The sequence below is a fragment of the Ancylobacter tetraedralis genome (assembly GCF_014195655.1).
GTDB lineage: Bacteria > Pseudomonadota > Alphaproteobacteria > Rhizobiales > Xanthobacteraceae > Ancylobacter > Ancylobacter tetraedralis.
Map to the genome: position 1 here is coordinate 1,046,042 of NZ_JACICD010000001.1, position 21,324 is coordinate 1,067,365.

The window sequence follows — 21,324 nt, forward strand, 5'->3', positions numbered from 1 at the left end:
GCGACCCTCGATTCAACAAGGACGTTCCTCCATGCGGACTCATGCACAGGCTGTGGTGATCGGCGGCGGTCTGGTCGGCTGCTCGATCCTCTACCATCTCGCCAAGCTCGGCTGGACCGATTCCGTCCTGCTGGAGCGCAGCGAGCTGACCTCCGGGTCCACCTGGCATGCGGCGGCCAATATTCACGGCCTGCACGATTCCACCAATATCAGCCGGCTGCAGCACTACACGATGAAGCTCTACCGGGAGCTGGAGATCGAGACCGAGCAGAGTTGCGGCATCTTCCAGCCCGGCTCGCTCTATCTCGCCCAGACCGAGGCGCGTGAGCATCAGCTGCGCCTGCAGGCGGCCAAGGCCCGGCGCTACGGCATGAATTTCCACGAGGTCAGCCGCGACGAGGCCGAGCGGCTGCATCCGCTGGTCGATTTCGACGGCATTCGCTGCATCATGTTCGAGCCCGAGGGCGGCAATGTCGATCCTTCCGGCGTCACCCATGCCTATGCCAAGGGCGCGCGGCAGATGGGGGCGGAGATCCACCGTTTCACCCCCGTCACCGGCACCGAGCCGCAGGCCGATGGCAGCTGGATCGTGCGCACCGAGAAGGGCGACATCCGCGCGCAATGGGTGATCAACGCCGCTGGCCTGTGGGCGCGCGAGGTGGCCGCGATGGCGGGGCTCGAACTGCCGCTGATCCCGACCGAGCATCAGTATTTCGTCACCGAAACGATCCCCGAAATCGCCGGCCTCGGCCGTCGCCTGCCCTCGGTCGCCGATCGTGACGGCGAATATTATCTGCGCCAGGAAGGGCTTGGCCTGCTGGTCGGCGCCTATGAGCGCGACATGCGCTTCTGGGCGGAGAACGGCACGCCGCTGAATTTCGGCCACGAACTGTTTCCCGACGATCTCGGCCGCATCGAGCCCAACATGATGCGCGCCATAGACCGGGTGCCCGCCGTCGGCGCGGTCGGCATCCGCCGCGTCATCAACGGTCCGATGATCTGGTCGCCGGACAGCGCCGCCCTGTTCGGACCGGTGCCCGAGCTCAGCAACTATTTCTGCTGCAACGGCATCATCCCCGGCTTTTCGCAATCGGGCGGCCTCGGCCGGCTCGCCGCCGAATGGATGGTGGAAGGCGAGCCCTCGATGGACATGTTCGGCTGGGACCTGTCGCGCTTCGGCGCCTGGGCCGGCAAGGCCTTCACCAAGGCGCGGGTGGAGGACCAGTACAGCCACCGTTTCAAGATCCATTTCCCCAATGAGGAACGCGCCGCCGGGCGCCCCGTCCGCACCCGCCCCGCCTATGCGATGCAGCAGGCGCTCGGCGCCGTGTTCGGCCTCAATTATGGCTGGGAGCACCCGCTCTGGTTCGCGGCGGAGGGTGAGGCGCGGGAGGAGACGGCGGGCTTCGAGCGGCAGAACTGGTGGCAGCCGGCGGGGCGCGAGGCCCGCATGCTGCGCGAGAGCGCCGGCATCATCGATATCTCCAACTTCGCCCGCTACGCGGTAAACGGCCCGGGTGCGCAGGCCTGGCTCGACGCGGTGTTCGCCAACCGCATGCCGCGCGCGGCTGGCCGCTCCTGCCTGACGCCGCTGATCGGCAAGCGCGGCGGCATTGCCGGCGACTTCACCGTGACCTGCATCGCCGAGGACGAGTATCTCGTCATCGGCTCGGGCATGGCCGAGCGCTACCACCAGCGCTTCTTCAAGGCGGTTCCACTACCGGAGGGCACCTCTTTCCGCTCCATCACCGAGACGATGAGCGGCTTCAGCGTGGCCGGCCCGCGCTCGCGCGAATTGCTGCAGCGCCTGACCAACCAGGACCTTTCCAGCGAGGCTTTTCCCTTCGCGCAATCGCGTCGGATGAAGGTGGCCGGCGTCGACGTCACCGCGCTGCGCGTCTCCTTCACGGGGGATCTCGGCTGGGAGCTGCATTGCGCCGAGGCCGACCAGACGACGCTCTACGGTGCGCTGCTGGATGCGGGGCGGGAACTGGGGGCCGGCCCGGTTGGCGGGCGGGCGCTGGCCTCGCTGCGCATCGAGAAGGGATATGGCAGCTGGGGCCGGGAATATTCGCCGGAATACTGGCCGCAGGAGACCGGGCTCGACCGGCTGGTCAAGCTCGACAAGGGCGACTTCCTCAACCGCGACGCCTATCTCGCCATCGCCGACAGGCCGGCCCGCTCGCGCCTTGTCATGCTGAAGGTGGAGGCCGAGGGCACCGACGCAACCGGGGGCGAGCCGATCTTCCTCGCCGACGGCACGCCGGTCGGCCATGTCAGTTCGGGCGCCTATGGCTACTCGGTCGGCATGTCGCTGGCGCTCGGCTATGTGGAGGCGGGGCGCGCGGCACCCGGGGATCGGCTCACCGTTGCCATTCTCGGGCGCGATCACCCGGCGGTACTGCTCGATGCGCCGCCCTTCGACGCGGCCGGCGCGCGGCTGCGCGCCTGACCGGACCCGGCGGAGGCGCCCGGCCCGGCATAGGTTCGCGGGGCCGGGCAGCGCGCGGCGCCCTAATGGGCGAAGACGCTGTCGAAATCCTTGAAGCCCTTGACTTCGATCGGGTTTCCGCTCGGGTCGAAGAAGAACATGGTGCGCTGTTCGCCGGGCTCGCCTTCGAAGCGGATCACCGGGGGGATGTCGAAGGCGATGCCGCCGGCCTGAAGCCGCTCGGCCAGTGCCAGCCAGCCATCCAGCGGCAGCACGACGCCCAGATGCGGCATCATCACCATGTGATCGCCGACCTTGCCGGTGCGCGTCACCGCGAAGGGCTCGCCAAGATGCAGCGAGATCTGGTGGCCGAAAAAGTCGAAATCGACCCAGGTGTCCGTGCTGCGGCCTTCCGTGCAGCCGAGCACGCCGCCATAGAAGGCGCGCGCCTCATCCAGATCGGTGACGTGATAGGCGAGGTGGAACAGCGATTTCATGAGGCCTCCTGCACGCGTTCGCCCCATGCTAAACCATGCCACCTCAAGAAAAACCGCCGTCCGTCTGGGTCTGAGCACAGGAAAAACCATTGGATACGCGCTTTCTCCGCAGCCTGATCGCCGTGGTGGAAACCGGCTCCATCGCCGGCGCGGCGCGGCGGGAGAAGCTGACCGCCGCCGCCCTGAGCCAGCGCATCCAGGCGCTGGAGCGCGAACTGGACTGCACGCTGCTGGCCCGCGGCGCCCATACCGTGCGGCCCACCGAGCCATGTCTCGCCCTGCTGCCGCGGGCCCGCGCCATCCTGCGCGAAAGCGAAGCGCTGAGGGCCGACGTCGCGGGCGAGGAGCCGACCGGCGAACTGCGCATCGGCGCCATCTCCACCGCGCTTACCGGCCTGCTGCCGGCCACCATCCGCGATGCGGCGGCGCGGGCGCCGCGGCTCCGGCTACGGCTGGTGCCGGGGTCATCCTCCACCCTGCTGGAGAGCCTGATCGCCGGCGATCTCGACATGGCGATCCTGGTCGAGCCGCCCTTCGCCCTGCCCAAGACGCTGGCCAGCACGCGGATCCGCAGCGAGCCGCTCGTCTACATGACGCGGGACGAACTGCCGCCGGAGGCCATTGCGCGCCATGCCTCAAACCATCCCTTCATCCGCTACGAGCCGTCGAGCTTCGGCGGCCGGCTGGTGGCGCGCTACATGGCCGATATGGGGATCGCGCCGCCCATCCTGTGCGATCTCGATGCGCTGGAAGCCATCGCCCTGCTGGTGGCCGAAGGGCTGGGCAATGCGCTGGTGCCGGCCTGGGCCGGCCTGCCGGGGGAGGGCGTGACGCTTCTCGCCCCGCCTTCCGGTGCCGCCTATGCCCGACACATCGTGGTGATCGAGCCGAGCCTGTCCGGTCGGCGCCGCGCCGCCGATTTCATCCGCGCCTCGCTCACGCAGGCAGCCCGTCCCGCCGGGGCGTGACCACCCGGCCGAGAGCCGGGCCGAGCGGCACCCCATCCTGCGCGATCCGGCGTCCGGCCAGCCACACGCTCTCGACATGATAGGGCACGCGCACGCCGTCGAACGGCGTCGCCGCCGCCTTGCTGAGCTGCTCGGCCGAACGGATCGTGCTCTCCCGCGCGGGGTCGACCACCACCATGTCGGCGTCGAAACCCTCGGCGATTTGGCCCTTGCGCGTGCCGAGGCCGAAGCGGGCGGCGGGACTGGCGGCGCACAGCCGGGCGATATCGGGCAGCGCGAGCACGTCCGTCGCGGCGAGGTGCAGCATCATCGGCAGCAGCGTCTGCACGCCCGGCATGCCGCCGGGAATGTCGCCGAAGCGCGGGTAGCGTGCGGCTTTCTCGGCCGGGCTGTGCGGGGCATGGTCGGTGGCGACCATGTCGATCGTGCCGTCGCGCACCGCCGCGCGCAGAGCCTCGACATCGGCCGGCTGGCGGAACGGGGGCGAGGCCTTGATGGCCGCGCCGAGGCGGACATAATCGCGCGCGGTGAAGAGCAGGTTCTGCACCGTCGTCTCCGCGCTCACGTCGGCGAGCGGCTTCATTGCCCGGAGCGTCGCGAGGCCGAGCGCGGAATTGACCTGCCGGATATGCACGCGCGCACCGGTGGCGGCCGCGGCGGCGATCGCCCGCGCGACGCCCATCGCCTCGGCAGCCGGCGGACGGCTGGCGCCGAACGCCTCGATCGACGCGCCGCCGAGCCTCTCCGCGGCGTCGAGCACCGACTGGTCCCCCGGCGAGATGCCCGCGACCACGCCAGCCGGGCCGATCCGGGCGAGCGCGGCGATGACGCTCGCCAGACTATCGTGCAGGAATAGCGCCGGCACATCGGCGGTGAACACCTCGATGGAGATGGCGCCCGACCGGGCCAGTTCCAAAGGATCCGCGCCCTCGCGGGCGAGTGCCGCCTGAAAGCCGAGATCGACATGGGCGCGCCCCTGCGCCAGCGCCGTCTTCTGTTCGAGATGCCCGGGCGCCTGTGTCCATGGCTCGTCGGTCGGCATGACCAGCAGCGTCGTCACGCCGCCCGCCGCCGCCGCGCGCGTGCCGGAGACGATGTCTTCCTTGTGCGTCAGGCCGGGCTCGCGCAGGTGCACATGCGCGTCGACGAGACCGGGAAACAGCAGTCGCCCCGCGAGGTCGACGACGTGGTCCGCCTCGATCGGCGTGCCTGGCGGCAGCAGGGCGACGATCCGCCCCTGCGCGACGGCGACATCCGCCGCCGCGACCCGGTCGGCATGCACGACCCGCGCGCCGGCCAGCAGGCGATCGACGCGCGTCATCGGGCCGGGCTCATGTCGCCGGCCCGTCCGCGTGATGGTCGAGCCAGAAAGAGGCGATGTCGGCACGCCGCAGGAAGGCGACGTCGCCGCGTGCCCGCACGTGCCGGATGACATCGCGCAGGCCGGAGGCGCGGTTCGGCTGCCCCGTCCAGCGCGCATGTACGGCAATGGTCATCATCCGCCCGCCGATCTCCTCGGCTTCGTCGGCGAGGTAGTCGATGGCGCAGCAGCAGTCGCGCGCGAAGTCGCCCGGGTTGGAATAGCCCGGCGCGATGAGATAGCGGCTGTCGTTGAACGTCTTGGAATAGGGCACCACCAGCAGGCGGTTGCCCTGAACGTCGACGAAATAGGGCAGTTCGTCGTTGCAGGGGTCGGAATCATAGAGAAAGCCGCCCTCCTCGACGAGGAGATCGCGCGTATGGATGCTTGGCCGCGAGCGGCAGTTCCAGCCAAGCGGGCGTGCGCCGAGCACGCGCGTGTAGAGCGCGATGGCCTCATGCAACTGCCGGCGCTCTTCCTCGCGCGGCAGCGTCCAGTATTCGGTCCAGCGCAGCCCATGGCCGAGCACGTCGTGCCCGCGCTGCCGGATCCAGTCCACCAGTTCGGGGTTCATCTCCAGCGCCACCGCGGTGCCGGAGACGGTGACGGGCACATCATAGCGGTCGAACAGCCGCGTCAGCCGCCACACGCCCGCGCGGGAGCCGAACTCGAAATGCGTCTCGGTACCAAGGTCGCGGCCGCTGTCGATGGAGGGCAGGCCATACTCGCCCCAGCTGTCATTGACGCCGTCCGTGGCGAAGTCGATCTCCGAACCTTCCTCATAGACCAGCACCAGATTGATCGCGACCTTGGCGCCGCCCGGCCAGCGCACCTTGGGCGCGAAGCGTCCATAGCCGGCATAATCGCGCGGCGGTCCGCCGGTTCGGCCATCGTTCAGGCTCATGCGTCGGTCTCCCAAAGGGGCGGCTATCCCGTCCACAGGTCGGTGAAAGGCGTCGCATGGCCGGTCATTCGGTCCTTCTCCGCCGGGAGAGCGCGAATTCCGCCACGCCGCCGACGCCGACGATGAGCGAGATCGCGCCGAGGAACAGGAACAAAGCCGCCGGCTCGGTGCGGGCCATCAATTCGTTGGACAGGGGCGGGGCGATGACCGCGCCGATCGAATAGACGAATAGCAGCCGGCCGGAGACCGCGACCACGAAGCGTCGCTCGATCGTCGCGCCGGCATAGGCGATGGCGACGGGATAGATGCATAGCGTCGTCGCGCCATAGACGAATAGCAGGACGAAGAGCAGCGGTGTCGACAGATGGCCGAACAGCGCCGTCGCCAGGCAGCACAGCGCGGCGATGAGGCCCGCGCCGGCGAGGATCAGCGGCCGGTCGATCCGGTCGGAAAGCCAGCCGACGGGAAACTGCGCGATGAAGCCGCCGAGGCTGAACACGATCACCAGCGCGGCGGCGGTGCCCGCGGGATGGCCGGTATGGGTGGCGTAGATCGGCGCCAGCACACCGAAATTCATGTTCGTCATGCCGGTTTGCAGAACGGCGAGCACCACGATGAGCGGGGTGATGCGCAGCAGCCGGCCGAATGAGACGACCTCGTCGGTAGCCGGCTCGGCGCGGGAGGGATCATAGCCCGCCGGCCGCATGCGACCATCCACCGCGAAGGGCAGGGCGGCCGCCAGGCAGATCAACGCGGCGAGCAGGATCAGGCCGGCGCCGGTCGGGTCGCCGAGATTGATCATGGACTGGCCCGCGACGAGGCCGAGCGTGCTCATGATCATGTAGAAGGCGATGAGCGAGCCCCGGTTGCGCGGCCCGGAATCGAGGTTGATCCAGCTTTCCGCGACGGTGAAGATCACCGCCATGGCGAAGCCGTTGACGATGCGCAGCCCGGTCCAGACCCACACTTCCGACGAGGCGAGGAACAGCATCGTCGCAAGGCCGGTCAGAGCCGCCATCAGCTGGAAGGCCCGGCCATGGCCGATGCGGGCGATCATCGGTCGGGCCAAGGCGCAGCCCAGCAGGAAGCCGAGGGGATAGCCGGTGATGACGCTTCGTATCGCCCCCACGCTGGCCTTGGCGAGGGAGAGTTCCAGCGCCGTGCGGGTGGTCAGCAGGCCGCTGCCGGCCGTGACGATGGCGATGGCGAGCACGAGCGGGAGGATGGCCCGTATCGGGCCGAAATCTGCGGACGCGAGACGCCTCGACATGGAGAATGCCGGCTTTCACAAGCGGAGATGGACAGGCTGGCGGCCAGCTCGACCCTCTTTCGCCGGCATCGTCCGCGGGGCGGGCAGCGTGGCTCGGGGCGCCGATCTGTGTGGGCAATTAAGACGAATTGCCCCCGTGCCGATATGCTGTAACGCGACATCCCACATTCCTGACGCGACATGCGCGCAAACGCATCGCCGGCGCGGCGTGGCGGCTACAGGCCGGCACCGCGCCGGGCCTGCGCCGGGGTGATGCCGAACTGGCGCCGGTACATCCGGCCGAAAGGGCCCAGGGTCTCGTAGCCGCAGTTCCGCGCGATCTCGGGCAGGCCCAGCGTGCTCTGGGTGATGAGCGTGCGGGCGCGTTCCATGCGCAGCCGGAGATAGAAGCCGGACGGCGTGTCCTTGAGATGGGTGCGGAACAGCCGTTCGAGCTGGCGGCGCGAGAGCGCGACGCGCCGGGCGAGCGTCGCGAGGTCGAGCGGCGCGTCGATATGCTCCTCCATCAGGCGGATCACCTCGCACAGATTGGCGTGGGTGATGCCGAACTTGGCCTGTGGGCGCATGCGCTGCGCCTCGTCGTTGAGGCGGATCCGCGAGTGGTTGAGCTGTTCGGAAATGGCGGCGGCCAGCGGGCGGCCGTGCGCGGCCTCGACGATGTAGAGCATCATGTCCAGCGTGACCGTGCCGCCGGACGAGGTGATGAACGGCCCGTCGACGCTGAAAATGTCGCGCGTCAGCCTGCAGCGGGGAAAGGCGTCCTGGAATTCCGCCGCCGCCTCCCAATGCACCGCGCAGCGCCGTCCGTCCAGCATCCCCGCTTGGGCGAGCAGATAGGCGCCGGTGCTGATCGCCCCGAGGCGGCAGGCCTGCCGCCGGAGCCGGCGGAACCAGCTGAACAGCCGTCGGCTGTAATGGGCTGTCGTGTCCAGACCGGCGCAGACGATGACGAGATGGCAGGGCGGGGCGGTGTCGATCGAGCCATCCGCCGCCACGTCGACCCCCGCGCTGCTGCGCACGGGTCCACCGTCGGCGGAGATCAGCACCCAGCGATAGAGCGTCCGCCCGCTCAGGCGGTTCGCCTGCCGCAGCGGATCGATCGCCGCCGAGACGGAGAGAAGCGGAAAGCCGGGCACCAGATAGAAGCCGATCACCACCGGCTCGGCACCGCCGCCGAGATCCCAGCCATCCGCGGCGGCGGCCGCTCCGGCCATTCCGCCGCTCCGCAGATCGGTTGGCGGGCCGCTGCGCGCCGCGCCGCGTCGGTGAGCCAAGGGTGTGGGCAGGAGATGTGGCATGCGCGCTCGGCACCGAGTTCAGCGGGAGTTCGGCACGCCGCGGGCGAGGGCGCGCGCCGCGATTATGGCGCGATGCCGGGGCTCCTCCCAACGGAATCAGCCGCTCGTGAGCCGCATGTCGCCAGGGACCGCGCGGCAGAACGGCCCGCGGAGCCGGGCATTCCTGACCCGGTCGTGGCGATGCGAGGCAAGAAGCCGGATCCTGCGGAAGCCCCCTCACGAACTCGCGCGTGAAAAAGCCGGGCTGCTGATCCGGCGCCTTGTCGGGCTCGCGTGCGGACACGCGAACAGGCGCCGGTGCGACCGCACGTCTGGCCGCTCCTGGTCTCGATTGAGGATGGAGATCAACCAATTGACAAAAATACAGGCTCCGCATCTATATCTGGTAGTCACGGTCTCTCGAATCCATCGGGTTCGCGAGCTAAGAGGGAATTCGGTGCGCTATCAGGCAAAACCGGAGCTGCCCCCGCAACTGTAAGCGGCGAGCCGACGTCCATTACCCGCGTCACTGACCCCGCAAGGGTTCGGGAAGGCCGGACGGAGGCTATGACCCGCGAGCCAGGAGACCTGCCGCGACTCATGAAACGTCCCTGGGCGGGGTGTCCCGGTGGTGCGCTGGCACTTCCGTGGCTCGTCCATAGGGAATCCCATCGTGTCCGCTCGGCCTTTGCCCCCAAACATCTGGGGTTTAAGCCGATGTCTCTCTCGACCGAAAACCGCGCGGCGATTTCCGCGCCCATTCCCACCGCCATCGTCGCAAAACCTGCTGCCGAGCCGGGCTATCAGGTGATCCGCCGCAATGGCGCGGTGACCCCGTTCGACGGCGCCAAGATCGCGGTGGCGCTGACCAAGGCGTTCCTCGCGGTGGAGGGCAACAGCGCCGCCGCCTCGCGCCGGGTGCACGACATCGTCGCGGGGCTGACCGAGCAGATCGTCGCCGGCCTCACGCGCCGGGCCGATTCCGGGCGCAGCTTCCACATCGAGGATATTCAGGACCAGGTCGAACTGGCGCTGATGCGCGGCGAGCATCACAAGGTTGCCCGCGCCTATGTGCTCTATCGTGAGAAGCGGGCGCAGGAGCGGGCCGAAGCCTCCAGCGCCGCGCAGGCCCCCGAGGCGCCCGCGCTGCGCATGAAGCTTGCCGACGGCACGCTGGTGGCGCTGGATGGCGCCCGGCTGGCGGCGCTCATCACGGAATCCTGCGTCGGGCTGGAGGGCGTTTCCCCCGACGCCGTCCGGATCGAGGCCCATCGCAACCTTTATGACGGCATTCGCCCGGACGAGCTGGCGCTTGCCCCCATCCTCGCCGCCCGCACCCTGATCGAGCGTGAACCGAACTACGCCAAGGTGAGCGCCCGGCTGCTGCTCGACAAGCTGCGCCGCGAGGCTCTGAGCTTCACGACCGGCCGGCCCGATCAGGCGACGCAAGGCGAGATGCCGGCACGCTATGCCGATTACTTCCGCGCCTATGTCGCGACCGGCATCGCCAACGAGCGGATCGACCCCGAGCTTGGCCGCTTCGACCTCGCGCGCCTCGCCTCGGCGCTGCTGCCTGAGCGGGACCTGCAATTCGACTATCTCGGCCTGCAGACGCTGTATGACCGCTATTTCCTGCATGTGGGCGGCACGCGTTTCGAGCTGCCGCAGGCCTTCTTCATGCGCGTCGCCATGGGGCTGGCCCTGCGCGAGATCGACCGCGAGGCGAGGGCGATCGAGTTCTACGACCTGCTGTCGTCCTTCGATTTCATGGCCTCGACGCCGACCCTGTTCAATGCCGGCACGCCGCGCCCGCAGCTTTCCTCCTGCTTCCTCACCACCGTGCCGGACGATCTCGACGGCATCTTCAATTCGATCAAGGACAATGCCCTTCTGGCCAAATATTCCGGCGGGCTCGGCAATGACTGGAGCCGCGTGCGCGGCCTCGGCGCTCACATCAAGGGCACCAATGGCGAGAGCCAGGGCATCGTGCCATTCCTGAAAGTCGCCAATGACACCGCCATCGCGGTGAACCAGGGCGGCAAGCGCAAGGGCGCGGTCTGTGCCTATCTCGAGACCTGGCACATGGACATCGAGGAGTTCCTCGACCTGCGCAAGAACACCGGCGACGACCGCCGCCGCACCCATGACATGAACACCGCCAACTGGGTGCCGGACCTGTTCATGCAGCGCCTCGCCGACGATGCGCAATGGACGCTGTTCTCGCCGGACGAGACGCCGGACCTGCACGATCTCGTCGGCCCCGCCTTCAAGGCGGCCTATGAGGCCCATGAGGCGCGGGCCGCGCGCGGCGAATTGAAGGTCTTCAAGCAGGTGCGCGCCGCCGATCTCTGGCGCCGCATGCTCACCCTGCTGTTCGAGACCGGCCACCCCTGGATCACCTTCAAGGACCCCTGCAACATCCGCTCGCCGCAGGGTCATGTCGGCGTGGTGCACTCCTCGAACCTCTGCACCGAGATCACCCTCAACACCTCCAATGACGAGGTGGCGGTGTGCAATCTCGGCTCGGTCAATTTGTTGGCGCATGTCACGCGCGAGGGGCTGGATCACGCCCGCCTCCGGCGCACAGTGACCACCGCGATGCGGATGCTCGACAACGTCATCGACATCAATTTCTACACCATCCCCGAAGCCCGCCGCTCGAACCTGCGCCATCGCCCGGTCGGCCTCGGCATCATGGGATTCCAGGACGCACTGCAGGCGCTGCGGCTGCCCTACGCTTCCGATGCCGCTGTGCGGTTTGCCGATGAGAGCATGGAGGCGGTGTCGTTCCACACCATCGCCGCCTCGGTCGATCTTGCCAAGGAGCGCGGGCGCTATCCAAGCTTCGAGGGCTCGCTATGGTCGAAGGGCCTATTGCCGATCGACTCTGTCGAGCGGCTTGCCGAGGCGCGCGGCGGGCTCGATCTCGACCGTTCCTCGACGCTCGATTGGGAGAGCCTGCGGGCCCGCGTGATCCGCATCGGCATGCGCAATTCCAACACGATGGCGATCGCGCCGACCGCGACGATCTCCAATATTTGCGGCGTGTCGCAGTCGATCGAGCCGAGCTACCAGAACCTGTTCGCCAAATCCAACATGTCGGGCGACTTCACCGTGGTGAACGCCGCGCTGGTGCGCGACCTGAAGCAGCGCGGGCTGTGGGACGAGGTGATGGTATCGGACCTCAAATATTTCGATGGCAGCCTGTCGGCGATCGACCGTGTGCCGGACGATCTCAAGGCGCTCTACGCCACGGCTTTCGAGATCGACAGCGCGTGGCTGATCGAGGCAGCGGCGCGCCGGCAGAAATGGATCGACCAGTCGCAGTCGCTCAATCTCTATATCGCCAACCCCTCGGGCAGGAAGCTGGATGAGCTCTACCGGCTGGCATGGAGGCGCGGGCTCAAGACCACCTATTACCTGCGCTCGCGTTCGGCCACCCATGTCGAGAAATCGACCCTGAAGGGCACCGACGGCAAGCTCAACGCCGTCTCGTCCGGCCCCGTTACCGCCGCGCCCATCGTCGTGAATCCTGACGCGGCGTGGGGGCAGGCCTGCTCCGTCGACAATCCCGACTGCGAAGCCTGCCAGTGAGCGGCGAGAAGGAGAACCAAGCCATGCTCGACGCGTCAGAACCCAACCGCAATCCGGCCCGCACCATTCACCCCGCGTTCGACAAAAATGCCCCGGCGGCGGATGCCGGCGGTCTCGGCGAGATCGACCGCTCCGGCGGGCGGGTCTCGGTGGACGACAAGCGGATGATCAATGCCCGCGCCGACGTGAACCAGCTTCTGCCGCTCAAATATAAGTGGGCGTGGGAGAAGTACCTGTCCGGCTGCAACAATCACTGGATGCCGACCGAAGTGTCGATGCAGGCCGATATCGCTTTATGGAAATCGCGCGATGGCCTCACCGAGGATGAGCGCCGCGCCATCAAGCGCAATCTCGGCTTCTTCGCGGCCTCGGAAAGCCTGGTCGCCAACAATATCGTGCTGGCGATCTACCGCCACCTCACCAACCCGGAATGCCGGCAATACCTCTTGCGACAGGCCTTCGAGGAGGCCGTGCATACCCACACCTTCCAGTACATCGTGGAAAGCCTCGGGCTGGACGAGGGCGAACTGTTCAACATGTACCGCGAGGTGCCCTCCATCACCGACAAGGCGGCGTGGGCGCTCAAGTACACCCAGCATCTCGACGACGCGGAATTCGCGACCGGCACGCCGGAGGCCGATCAGGCGTTTCTGCGCGACCTCGTCGCCTTCTATGTCGTGTTCGAGGGCATGTGGTTCTACACCGGCTTCGCCCAGATCCTGTCGCTGGGCCGGCGCAACAAGATGGTCGGGATTGCCGAGCAGTATCAATATATTCTGCGCGATGAGAGCATCCATCTGAACTTCGGTATCGACGTGATCAACCAGATCAGGATCGAGAATCCGCATCTGTGGACGCCGGCCTTCCAGGAGGAGATCCGCGCCATGCTGAAGGACGCCGCCGAGCTGGAGGCCGCCTATGGCCGTGACACCATGCCGAACGGGTTCCTCGGGCTGAACGCGGCCTTGTGCGAGCAGTACATGCACTTCATCGCCAACCGCCGCTGTGCGCAGATCGGGCTGGTGCCGGTCTTCCAGGAGACCGCCAACCCGTTCCCGTGGATGAGCGAGACCATGGACCTCAAGAAGGAGAAGAACTTCTTCGAGACCCGCGTCATCGAATATCAGAACGGCGGCGCGCTGGCCTGGGACTGAGCGCGCCGCCGCCTTCCTCCAGCGCGCATGGGTTGCCGCACCGGCGGCGGGTCCGGTGGTCTTGCCGCCTGACCCGCGCCTCTACTCCCCGTCGGGATCCGAGGCGAATGCCGCCGCGTAGGCGCCTTCGACCTGCGGACGTTGCCGGTCGGCGTCGGCTCCCAGTGGATGAAGGGGAGGAGGCGCGCAAGCCAGCTTTCCAGCGTCCGCCGGTAATCCTCGATCCGGTCGAGGATCGCCGCCGAGACGGGAAAAACAACCCCCGGCGGATTGAGCCCGCGTTGCGCTCCCCCTCGATGGCGAAGCTGGAGCTGTGGCAAGTGGCTTGCGGTTTTCAGCGCCACGCAAAAACCGTCGCTTCCAGCGGCGCGCGTTGGATCGCCAATTGTCATGTCCGCCGACAGCGGCGCGGTAGGAGCGTCATAGGACAGCCGCACCACAGCGGATGGCGCAGCAGAATCCTTCGGCGGATGCCGACAGGATGAGCAATGGCGCACGGAAATTGTGCATAAGTAAAGGTCTGTCCACCTTGCGCTTATCTTGGTCATATGCAAGCATCCTTGCATGGATCACACCCTCGTCTCTTCTCCGACGTCAAACGGCCGGCGCCCCGCGTCGCGCCGTGGCTATGCGTCGAAGCGGCGGCGCAGCACACGATGGATTTCGCGCTCCTCGCGCCTGTTCGTGGTGCTGCTTTCGGCGATCCAGGGATCAAGGTCCTGATTTAATGGCCGATTTCTGCGCGCGGCGCTGACGGCTTCCTCACTTCCACAAAGCCGCAGGCTGTTGCGCGTGTGTCCCACACGCCGCCCGCTTTGCGTCACCGCACCGTCGCGCTGAGGAGATCTCTGGCGCGCGTTGCCTACACTATACTTCATCGCTGGAGATTTATTCATGGGCATCGACAGGCGTCGGGCGCTTTACATGATGGGTGCAGGCATGGGTGCGGTGGCTCTGGGCAAGACCACGCGCAGTGCCTTTGCCGAGGAGGCACGGGAACTGGTGATCGTCACCTATCCCGGCGCGCTGTCCGAGCCGCACCGCTGGCTGGCGAACGAGATGCAGGCGCGGCATCCGGGTCTGACCATCCGCCTGGTGCCGTCCGACAGCCAGGACATCGTCGCCCAGATCAAGGCGGCGCAGGGCTATTCGCCCTTCGATGCCGGCCCCAATGACGAGCCGCCCCATCTCATCGGTGTTCGCGAGGGCTATCTGGCCAAGCGCGAGGGCGCTATCCCGAACCTTGCCAATGCCTATCCCGATCTCGTCGCCAGGAGCGAGGGCTTCGGTGTGCCGGCGACCTATTCCCTCGTCGGCATCGCCTACAACACGGATATGGTGAAGGAGCCGCCGACGCGCTGGGCCGATCTGTGGCGGCCGGAATTCAAGGGGCGTGTCGGCATTGCGCGCACCTCGTCCAATCTCGGCCTCGCCACACTCGCCATCGCCGCGAAGACCCATGGCGGATCGGAAGGCAATCTCGATGTCGGCTGGGAGAAGCTGCAGGCGCTGGAGCCGAAGGCGGCGCGCTCGCCGGCCTCGCTGACGCAGATGCTGGAGCGCGAGGAGATCGCGATCTGCCCGCTGTGGAACAACAACACGGCGGCCGCCGCCGCCAAGGGGCTGCCCATCGCCTTCGTCAAGCCGGCGCCGGGCGCCGTCGCCATCATCTCGTTCTTCTCGGGCTTCGCCAAGACACGGCACCCCGAACTGGTCGCCGAATGGCTGAACGGCATTCTCAGCACCGAATACCAGAGCCGGGCCGCGGCGGCGCCGTATTATTTCGGACCGACGGTCAAGGGCGTGCCGGTGCCGCCCGATGCCGCGCCCTATACGCCCGCCACGCCCGAAGAGGTACTCGCCCTGCAGACGATCGACTGGAAGACGATCGTCCCGGTGCGCGGCGCTCTCGTCGAACGTTTCGACCGCACCTTCGCCATTTGACATGCGTGATGTGACCCTTCCATCCGAGCCCGTCTGCCCCAGGGAAGCCCTTTCATGACCCTCTTCACCAACCGCCGCCGCTTTCTCCAATCGGGTGCCGCGCTTGGCGCCGCGCTCGCCATGCCGAGCCTCGCGCGCGCGCAGGACAAGCGCGAACTCGTCATCGTCTCCTTCGCCGGACAGCTGCAGGAGCCGCATCAGTGGCTGGCACGGCAGATGGAGGCCAAGCATCCGGGGCTCACCATCCGGCTCGTGCCGAGCGAGAGCCAGGATGTCGTCGCGCAGATCAAGGCCTCGCAGGGCTATTCGCCCTATGACGCCATGCCCAATGGCGAGCCTCCGCATCTCATCGCCATCCGCGACAGCTATATCCTGCCGCTCGATCCGGCGGCGGTGCCGAACGCCACGAAGGCCGTGCCGGCCTTCGTGGCCAAGAGCAAGGGCTATGGCATCCCCGCGAGCTATTCGCTCATCGGCATCGCCTACAACACCGCGCTGGTCAAGACGCCGCCGACGGCGTGGAAAGACCTCTGGGACCCGCAGTACAAGGGGCAGATCGGCATTCCGCGCGCGTCCTCCAATCTCGGGCTCGGCTTCCTGGTGGCCGCGGCCAAGACCTTCGGCGGTTCGGAAACCGACCTGACGGTGGGCTGGGAGAAGCTCAAGGAGCTGAACCCGAAGGTTGGCCGCTCGCCCTCCCAGCTGCTGCAGATGCTGGAGCGCGAAGAGATCGTCATGGCGCCGATCTGGAACAATGATGCCGCTGGCGCCGCCGACAAGGGCTTGCCCATCGCCTTCGTAAAGCCGGCGCCGGGCCCGATCGCGGTGATCTCGTTCATGTCCGCCGTCAAGGGCACGCGCTACCCCGAGCTGGTCAATGAGTGGATGAACGCGATCCTCTCGCCGGAGTACCAGCAGAAGGCGGCCGGCGCGCCCTATTATTTCGGTCCGACCATCGAAGGCGTCGAGGTGCCGGAAGCGGCGCGCGCCTACACGCCAGCGACGCCCGAAGAGGTCGCCGCGCTGCAGACCGTCGACTGGTCGGCGATCGCCGCCAAGCGCGGGGCGATCGTCGAAGAGTTCGACCGCCTGTTCGCCTCGTGAGCCGATGGAACCGATGATGACCGAGAGCCGACCCATGCTGGAGGATGTCGCGCGCCAGCCGGCCATCCTCGCGAGCCTGATGTCGCGCGCTGCGGACTTCCGCGCCGCCGCCGGTGTGCTGGGCGGGCGTGAGGGGCGCGTCCTGGTGACGAGCTGCGGCGACGGTCATTTCGCGGCGATGGCGGCGTGCTCCAGTGCGAGCCGCCTCGGGCTGGACTGGCGCGCCGTCGGGCCGCTCGACCTGCTGGTCGGCGCGGACGAACGGCGGGACGGCGACCGGGTGATCGCCGTCTCGATGTCCGGGAATGTCGACCGTACCGTCGAGGCGGCGCGGATGGCGCAAGCGCGCGGCCTGCCGATCCTCGCCCTGGTGAACGGGGAGGGCGGCCGGCTCGGCGCACTGGCGCGGCGGAAGATCTCGCTCGACCTGCCCGACATCGCTCCCTTCCTGTGCGGGACCGCGAGCTACACCGCGACGCTCGCCGCGCTGCTGCTGTTCGCCCAAGGGCTGGCGGGGCGCCCGGAGCCGGATCTGTCGCCGCTCGCCGCCGTCCAGCGCGGCGCCCGCGCGGCGGCGCTGCCGGTCACTGCGGAGATCGCCCGGCAGGGGTTTTCCGGCGTGCGCCTCCTCGCGGCGGGTGCCGAGCAGGGGACGGCGGCCTATGGCGCGGCGAAATTCGTCGAGCTGACCCGGCTATCGGTCTGGAGCGGCGAACTGGAGGAGTTCGCCCATAGCCAGTACTGGTCGATGCCGCGCACCGATCTGGTCGTGATCCTCGCCACGCACCCTGTTGTCGCCGGCTATGCCCGGGAATCGACCCGGGCGCTTGCGGAACTCGGCGTTTCGACCCTCGCGATCGACACGGCCGACGCGCCGGTCGAGACCGCGACCTGGCGCGTCACCCTGCCGCCGGTCGATACGGCGCTGGCGCCGCTTGCGAGCGCGATTCCCCTGCAGCTTCTCGCCTATCGAATGGCCGAGGCCGCCGGGCTCGATCCCGACACCCGCCTCCACCTCAAGAACGATGCGGAACGCTTCCGCGTCAGCCGTATGCTGACGCGCCGCTCGCTCCTCGGGACGGGCTTGTAACCCTCATGAGTTCGCAGCGCCTCCTCGTCATGGGTTATCTCTCCATTGATACGGTCACACAGGCCGATGGCGCCTCGCGCATCGTGCCCGGCGGTGCCGGCCTCTATGCCGCGCTCGGCGCGGCGCGGGCGGGCGCGCAGGTCGATCTTTGCGCCTCGATCGGAACGGATTTTCCCGCCGCTTGGATTGCCGCGCTCGAGGCCGCAGGTGTGGGCACCTCCCAGCTGGCGAGGCAGGAATATCCGTCCCGCCGGGCACATATTGACCATGCCGCCGACGGCCGGCGCGGCTCGCGCCATTATGACGATCCGGCCTGGTGGGAGGCGAGCCGCCGGCATGCCCCCGCGCCGCCGGACGACCTCTCCGCCTATCGCGTCGCGGTGGCCTGCCCGATGCCGGCCAAAAGTCTCGGCGACTTCCTGGCTCGCGCCGATAGGTCCGGCGTGGCGGTGGTCGCCGACACCAACGAGATCTTCGCCTCGACCGAAGGGGAGGCGATACTGGAAATGCTGCCGTTTCTCGACGTTTTCGCGCCGAGCCGGGAGGAAACCCGCCTTCTCGCGCCGGGAATGTCGGACGACGCGGCCGCGCGCGATCTGGCCGCCCGGGGCAGGGCCGGCACCGAAGGGCCGGTGGTGATACAGAAGCGGGGGGCCGAGGGACTGTTCATCATCGACGGTCGGGGCATTGGGGAATGGTACCTGCCGGCCCTCACGGCGGACGTTGTCGACCCGACGGGGGCGGGCGACGCGACGGTCGGTGCGTTCGCGGCGGCGCGGATGCAGGGGGCGCCCCCGCTCGAAGCGGGCCGCACGGCCCAGCGCATCGGCACCCTCGTGGTCTCCGGACATGGGCCTTCGGCTCTTTGCGCGGCACTTCCGCCGCTGTCTTCTTCTTGCGCAGGCCAGGGGGTCCTCGTCCGATGAATCAGCTCATCATCGACGGCGTTACCAAGCAGTTCGGTGCGCTCAAGGTTCTCCAGTCCTGCGATCTCACGGTCGAGAGGGGCTCCGTGGTCACGCTGCTCGGCCCGTCCGGCTGCGGGAAGACCACTCTGCTGCGCTCGATCGCCGGCTTCGTCACGCCGGATGCCGGCCGGATTCGGGTGAAGGGGCAGGATATTTCGCGACTGCCGCCGAACCGCCGGGATGTTGGCTATGTCTTCCAGAACTACGCGCTGTTTCCGCATTTGACCTGCCGCGACAACATCGCCTACGGGCTGGTCGTGCGGCGCGTGCCCAAGGCGGAGATCGCCCGCCGCGTGTCGCAGGCGCTCGACCTCATTGCACTCGCCGCTTTTGCGGACCGGTATCCCAAGCAGCTCTCGGGCGGCCAGCAGCAGCGCGTCGCCATTGCCCGCGCGCTGGTGCTCGAACCGCAGGTGCTGCTGCTCGACGAGCCGTTCAACGCCCTCGACGCGCAGCTGCGGCTTTCCATGCAGGTCGAGCTGCGCAAGCTCATCGACCGCGTCGGCATTACCTCGATCTTCGTCACGCATGACCAGCAGGAAGCGATGGCGCTGTCCGACCGCGTCGCCATCATGCGCGGCGGGCGCATCGAGCAGATCGGCAGCCCCCTCGAAATCTATGATCGCCCGCGCAGCTGCTTCGTTGCCGACTTCATCGGCCGCGCCAACCTGATGCCCACGCAGGTGCGCGCCGGGCGCACCGAGGGGCCGCAGGCCATTGCCGCCGCGCTCCCTGACGGTCCCGCGACGCTGGTCGCGCGGCCGGAGAACATCGATCTCACACCCGGCAGCGGTCCGGGCTGGCCCGGCAAAGTGACGTTCCTCACCGCGCTCGGACCGGTCATCGAATATGAGGTCGATTGTGGCTTCTCTGTCCCGGTGCGCGCGGCTCTGCCGCGCCATGCCGGGGTGGAGACCTTCGAGCCGGGTGCGCTGGTGACGGCCCGCATCCGCGACGAAGCGGCGGCGGTCGTTCTGCCGGGGGAGCCGAACCATGCTTAGCCGACATTCGCCTGAGGCGAGCGCTCCCCTGTCGCCGCGTGGCTTGTCCGTCGCGCGCTTCCTCGATGGCGGCGGCATCTGGCCGGCTGTGCCGGCTCTGGTCTATCTCCTGGTATTCATGGTGGCGCCGATCGCGACGCTGCTGACCTTCGGCTTCGTGGACATCGACCGCGGCACCGTCGGTGAGGGCGGATTCACCCTTTCCCACATGGTCGGGGTGCTGAGCGATCCACTTGTCTGGCGCCTGACCTGGCGCTCCTTCTGGATTGCTGTCGTCTCGACCTCGCTCACCCTGATCTTCGCTTATCCCGTTGCTTATGCGTATGGGCATCTGCGCGGCGCCGCGCGCACGCTGCTGCTCGTGGCGGTCATGTCACCCCTGCTGACCAGCGCGCTGGTGCGCACCTATGCCTGGATCGTCATTCTTGGTGGGCGGCGCGGGCTGGTGAACCAGACACTCCTGACGCTGGGCCTCATCGAGCGGCCGCTCGACATCCTCAATACCTCGACCGCGGTGCTGATCGGCATGACCCAGATCCACCTGCCCTTCATGATCCTGCCACTGCTCGCGGTGCTGTCGGAACGCGACCGCTCCTTCGAGCAGGCCTCGCTCAATCTCGGGGCGAGCCAGACCGTGACGTTCTTCCGGGTGACCGTGCCGATGTCGATGCCCGCGATCGTCGCCGGTTTCGCGCTGGTCTTCGCGGTCTCCTACACCAACTTCATCGTGCCGCAGCTGCTCGGCGGCGGGAATTATTCCACCATCGCCGTGCAGGTCTACGAGCAGACCATCGTGGTGCTGGACTGGTCACGCGGCGCGGCGCTGGCGACCCTGCTTCTGTCGAGTTGCTTCGTCTTCGTCTTCGCTATCGTCGCTGCCGGCAACTGGCTGACGCGCTGGAGCGAGGTGCGGCGATGAGTGGTCCCCGTCAGATGATCTCGCTCGGCGATCGGCTCGCACGCGGGATGCTGATCGCCCTCACGGTCATGTCGATCGTGCTGCTGGTCGCGCCCAGCCTGATCGTCATCGCCATTTCCTTCGAGCCGCGCGGCTACATCGCCTTTCCGCCGTCCGGTTTTTCGCTGCGCTGGTACTGGGCGCTGCTCGAGCGGCAGCAGCTGCTGGATTCCATCCTTGTCTCGCTGCGCATCTCTGTGATGGTGATGGTTGTCTGCCTGGTTCTCGGCATTCCCGCGGCCTTTGCGGGTACACGCGGCCGCTTCCCCGCCAAGACCGCGTTCAACGCGTTCTTGCTCGCGCCGCAGATGATGCCGGGCATGGTGATTGGCATCGCCTCGCTGTTCTTCGGCGCCTACATCTCCTTCCGCGCGTCGGATCTGATGCTGGTGCTGTCGCTGTCGGTGTTCTGCCTTCCCTTCGTCGTTCGTATTGTCATGGCGCGGCTCGCCGGGCTCGACCCGCTGCTCGACGAGGCGAGCGCCAATCTGGGCGCCGGCAAGTTTGAAACGTTCTTCCGGGTGACGCTGCCGCAGCTGGCGCCCGCCGCCTTTGCCGGCGCGGCGTTCACCTTCATCGAAGCCTTCGACAACGTCACCGTGTCGCTCTTCACCTCGGATGTACGGGCGCGCCCGCTGCCGGTGGAACTCTACTACCTCGTGCAGTTCGAATCCTCCCCGCTCATCGCCGCGATTTCCTCGCTCGAGATCGGCCTGTCGCTCGTGGTGATGCTGGTAATCGCCCGAGCGGTCGGACTCGAACGCTTCGGTCGCTGAAAGCCGTGCGCGCGCAACACTCGCGGGC

Annotated in this window: 16 protein-coding genes and 1 riboswitch; of the genes, 11 read left to right on the top strand and 5 right to left on the bottom strand. The window is 67.8% G+C overall.

Going from position 1 to position 21,324, the window contains the following annotated elements; genetic code table 11:
- Positions 1-31 precede the first annotated feature (31 nt).
- Positions 32-2,452: a GcvT family protein gene (locus FHS55_RS04770; protein ID WP_183188472.1), complete on the top strand. Its 2,421-nt coding sequence runs from the start codon at positions 32-34 to the stop codon at positions 2,450-2,452.
- 62 nt (positions 2,453-2,514) lie between these two features.
- Here the strand turns inward: FHS55_RS04770 and FHS55_RS04775 are convergent, their stop codons facing one another.
- Complete coding sequence (locus FHS55_RS04775) at positions 2,515-2,928, bottom strand: VOC family protein (protein WP_183188473.1); 414 nt, start codon at positions 2,926-2,928, stop codon at positions 2,515-2,517.
- Between the two features lie 89 nt (positions 2,929-3,017).
- On the opposite strand from FHS55_RS04775, the gene FHS55_RS04780 reads away from it, so the two are divergent.
- The gene (locus tag FHS55_RS04780) at positions 3,018-3,896 is read left to right on the top strand and encodes a LysR substrate-binding domain-containing protein (RefSeq protein ID WP_183188474.1); all 879 of its coding nucleotides are present in this window, start codon (positions 3,018-3,020) and stop codon (positions 3,894-3,896) included.
- Here FHS55_RS04780 and FHS55_RS04785 read toward each other — a convergent pair.
- From FHS55_RS04785 to FHS55_RS04800, 4 genes are all read right to left on the bottom strand, one after another.
- Positions 3,865-5,217, bottom strand: a complete 1,353-nt coding sequence (locus FHS55_RS04785) for a dihydroorotase (protein WP_183188475.1) — start codon at positions 5,215-5,217, stop codon at positions 3,865-3,867. The genes FHS55_RS04780 and FHS55_RS04785 overlap by 32 nt on opposite strands.
- A 10-nt stretch (positions 5,218-5,227) precedes the next feature.
- Entirely contained in the window at positions 5,228-6,160 is a 933-nt protein-coding gene (locus tag FHS55_RS04790) for a polysaccharide deacetylase family protein (RefSeq protein WP_183188476.1), read from the bottom strand.
- Between the two features lie 64 nt (positions 6,161-6,224).
- Positions 6,225-7,430 (bottom strand): MFS transporter, encoded by a 1,206-nt coding sequence (locus FHS55_RS04795; RefSeq protein WP_183188477.1) that lies wholly within the window; start codon positions 7,428-7,430, stop codon positions 6,225-6,227.
- Between the two features lie 215 nt (positions 7,431-7,645).
- A complete protein-coding gene (locus tag FHS55_RS04800; protein WP_183188478.1) occupies positions 7,646-8,644 on the bottom strand; it encodes a GlxA family transcriptional regulator in 999 nt (332 codons plus the stop codon).
- Positions 8,645-9,103: 459 nt separating this feature from the next.
- Positions 9,104-9,317, top strand: a riboswitch (cobalamin riboswitch).
- A 107-nt stretch (positions 9,318-9,424) separates the two neighbouring features.
- Here FHS55_RS04800 and FHS55_RS04805 point away from each other — a divergent pair.
- The 9 genes from FHS55_RS04805 to FHS55_RS04845 all read left to right on the top strand — a co-directional run bounded on the left by FHS55_RS04805 (position 9,425) and on the right by FHS55_RS04845 (position 21,296).
- The gene (locus FHS55_RS04805) at positions 9,425-12,301 is read left to right on the top strand and encodes a ribonucleoside-diphosphate reductase subunit alpha (RefSeq protein WP_183188479.1); all 2,877 of its coding nucleotides are present in this window, start codon (positions 9,425-9,427) and stop codon (positions 12,299-12,301) included.
- A gap of 23 nt (positions 12,302-12,324) precedes the next feature.
- Positions 12,325-13,455, top strand: a complete 1,131-nt coding sequence (locus tag FHS55_RS04810) for a ribonucleotide-diphosphate reductase subunit beta (protein ID WP_183188480.1) — start codon at positions 12,325-12,327, stop codon at positions 13,453-13,455.
- Positions 13,456-14,349: 894 nt separating this feature from the next.
- Positions 14,350-15,399: an ABC transporter substrate-binding protein gene (locus tag FHS55_RS04815; RefSeq protein WP_183188481.1), complete on the top strand. Its 1,050-nt coding sequence runs from the start codon at positions 14,350-14,352 to the stop codon at positions 15,397-15,399.
- Positions 15,400-15,453: 54 nt separating this feature from the next.
- Positions 15,454-16,503, top strand: a complete 1,050-nt coding sequence (locus tag FHS55_RS04820; RefSeq protein WP_183188482.1) for an extracellular solute-binding protein — start codon at positions 15,454-15,456, stop codon at positions 16,501-16,503.
- Positions 16,504-16,516: 13 nt separating this feature from the next.
- The gene (locus FHS55_RS04825) at positions 16,517-17,593 is read left to right on the top strand and encodes an SIS domain-containing protein (RefSeq protein WP_183188483.1); all 1,077 of its coding nucleotides are present in this window, start codon (positions 16,517-16,519) and stop codon (positions 17,591-17,593) included.
- A 5-nt stretch (positions 17,594-17,598) separates the two neighbouring features.
- The gene (locus FHS55_RS04830; protein ID WP_183188484.1) at positions 17,599-18,519 is read left to right on the top strand and encodes a carbohydrate kinase family protein; all 921 of its coding nucleotides are present in this window, start codon (positions 17,599-17,601) and stop codon (positions 18,517-18,519) included.
- The gene (locus tag FHS55_RS04835; protein WP_183188485.1) at positions 18,516-19,562 is read left to right on the top strand and encodes an ABC transporter ATP-binding protein; all 1,047 of its coding nucleotides are present in this window, start codon (positions 18,516-18,518) and stop codon (positions 19,560-19,562) included. Before FHS55_RS04830 ends, FHS55_RS04835 begins: the two co-directional genes overlap by 4 nt.
- Positions 19,555-20,481: an ABC transporter permease gene (locus FHS55_RS04840; protein ID WP_183188486.1), complete on the top strand. Its 927-nt coding sequence runs from the start codon at positions 19,555-19,557 to the stop codon at positions 20,479-20,481. Before FHS55_RS04835 ends, FHS55_RS04840 begins: the two co-directional genes overlap by 8 nt.
- Positions 20,478-21,296: an ABC transporter permease gene (locus FHS55_RS04845; RefSeq protein ID WP_183188487.1), complete on the top strand. Its 819-nt coding sequence runs from the start codon at positions 20,478-20,480 to the stop codon at positions 21,294-21,296. Before FHS55_RS04840 ends, FHS55_RS04845 begins: the two co-directional genes overlap by 4 nt.
- The last annotated feature ends 28 nt before the right edge of the window (positions 21,297-21,324 follow it).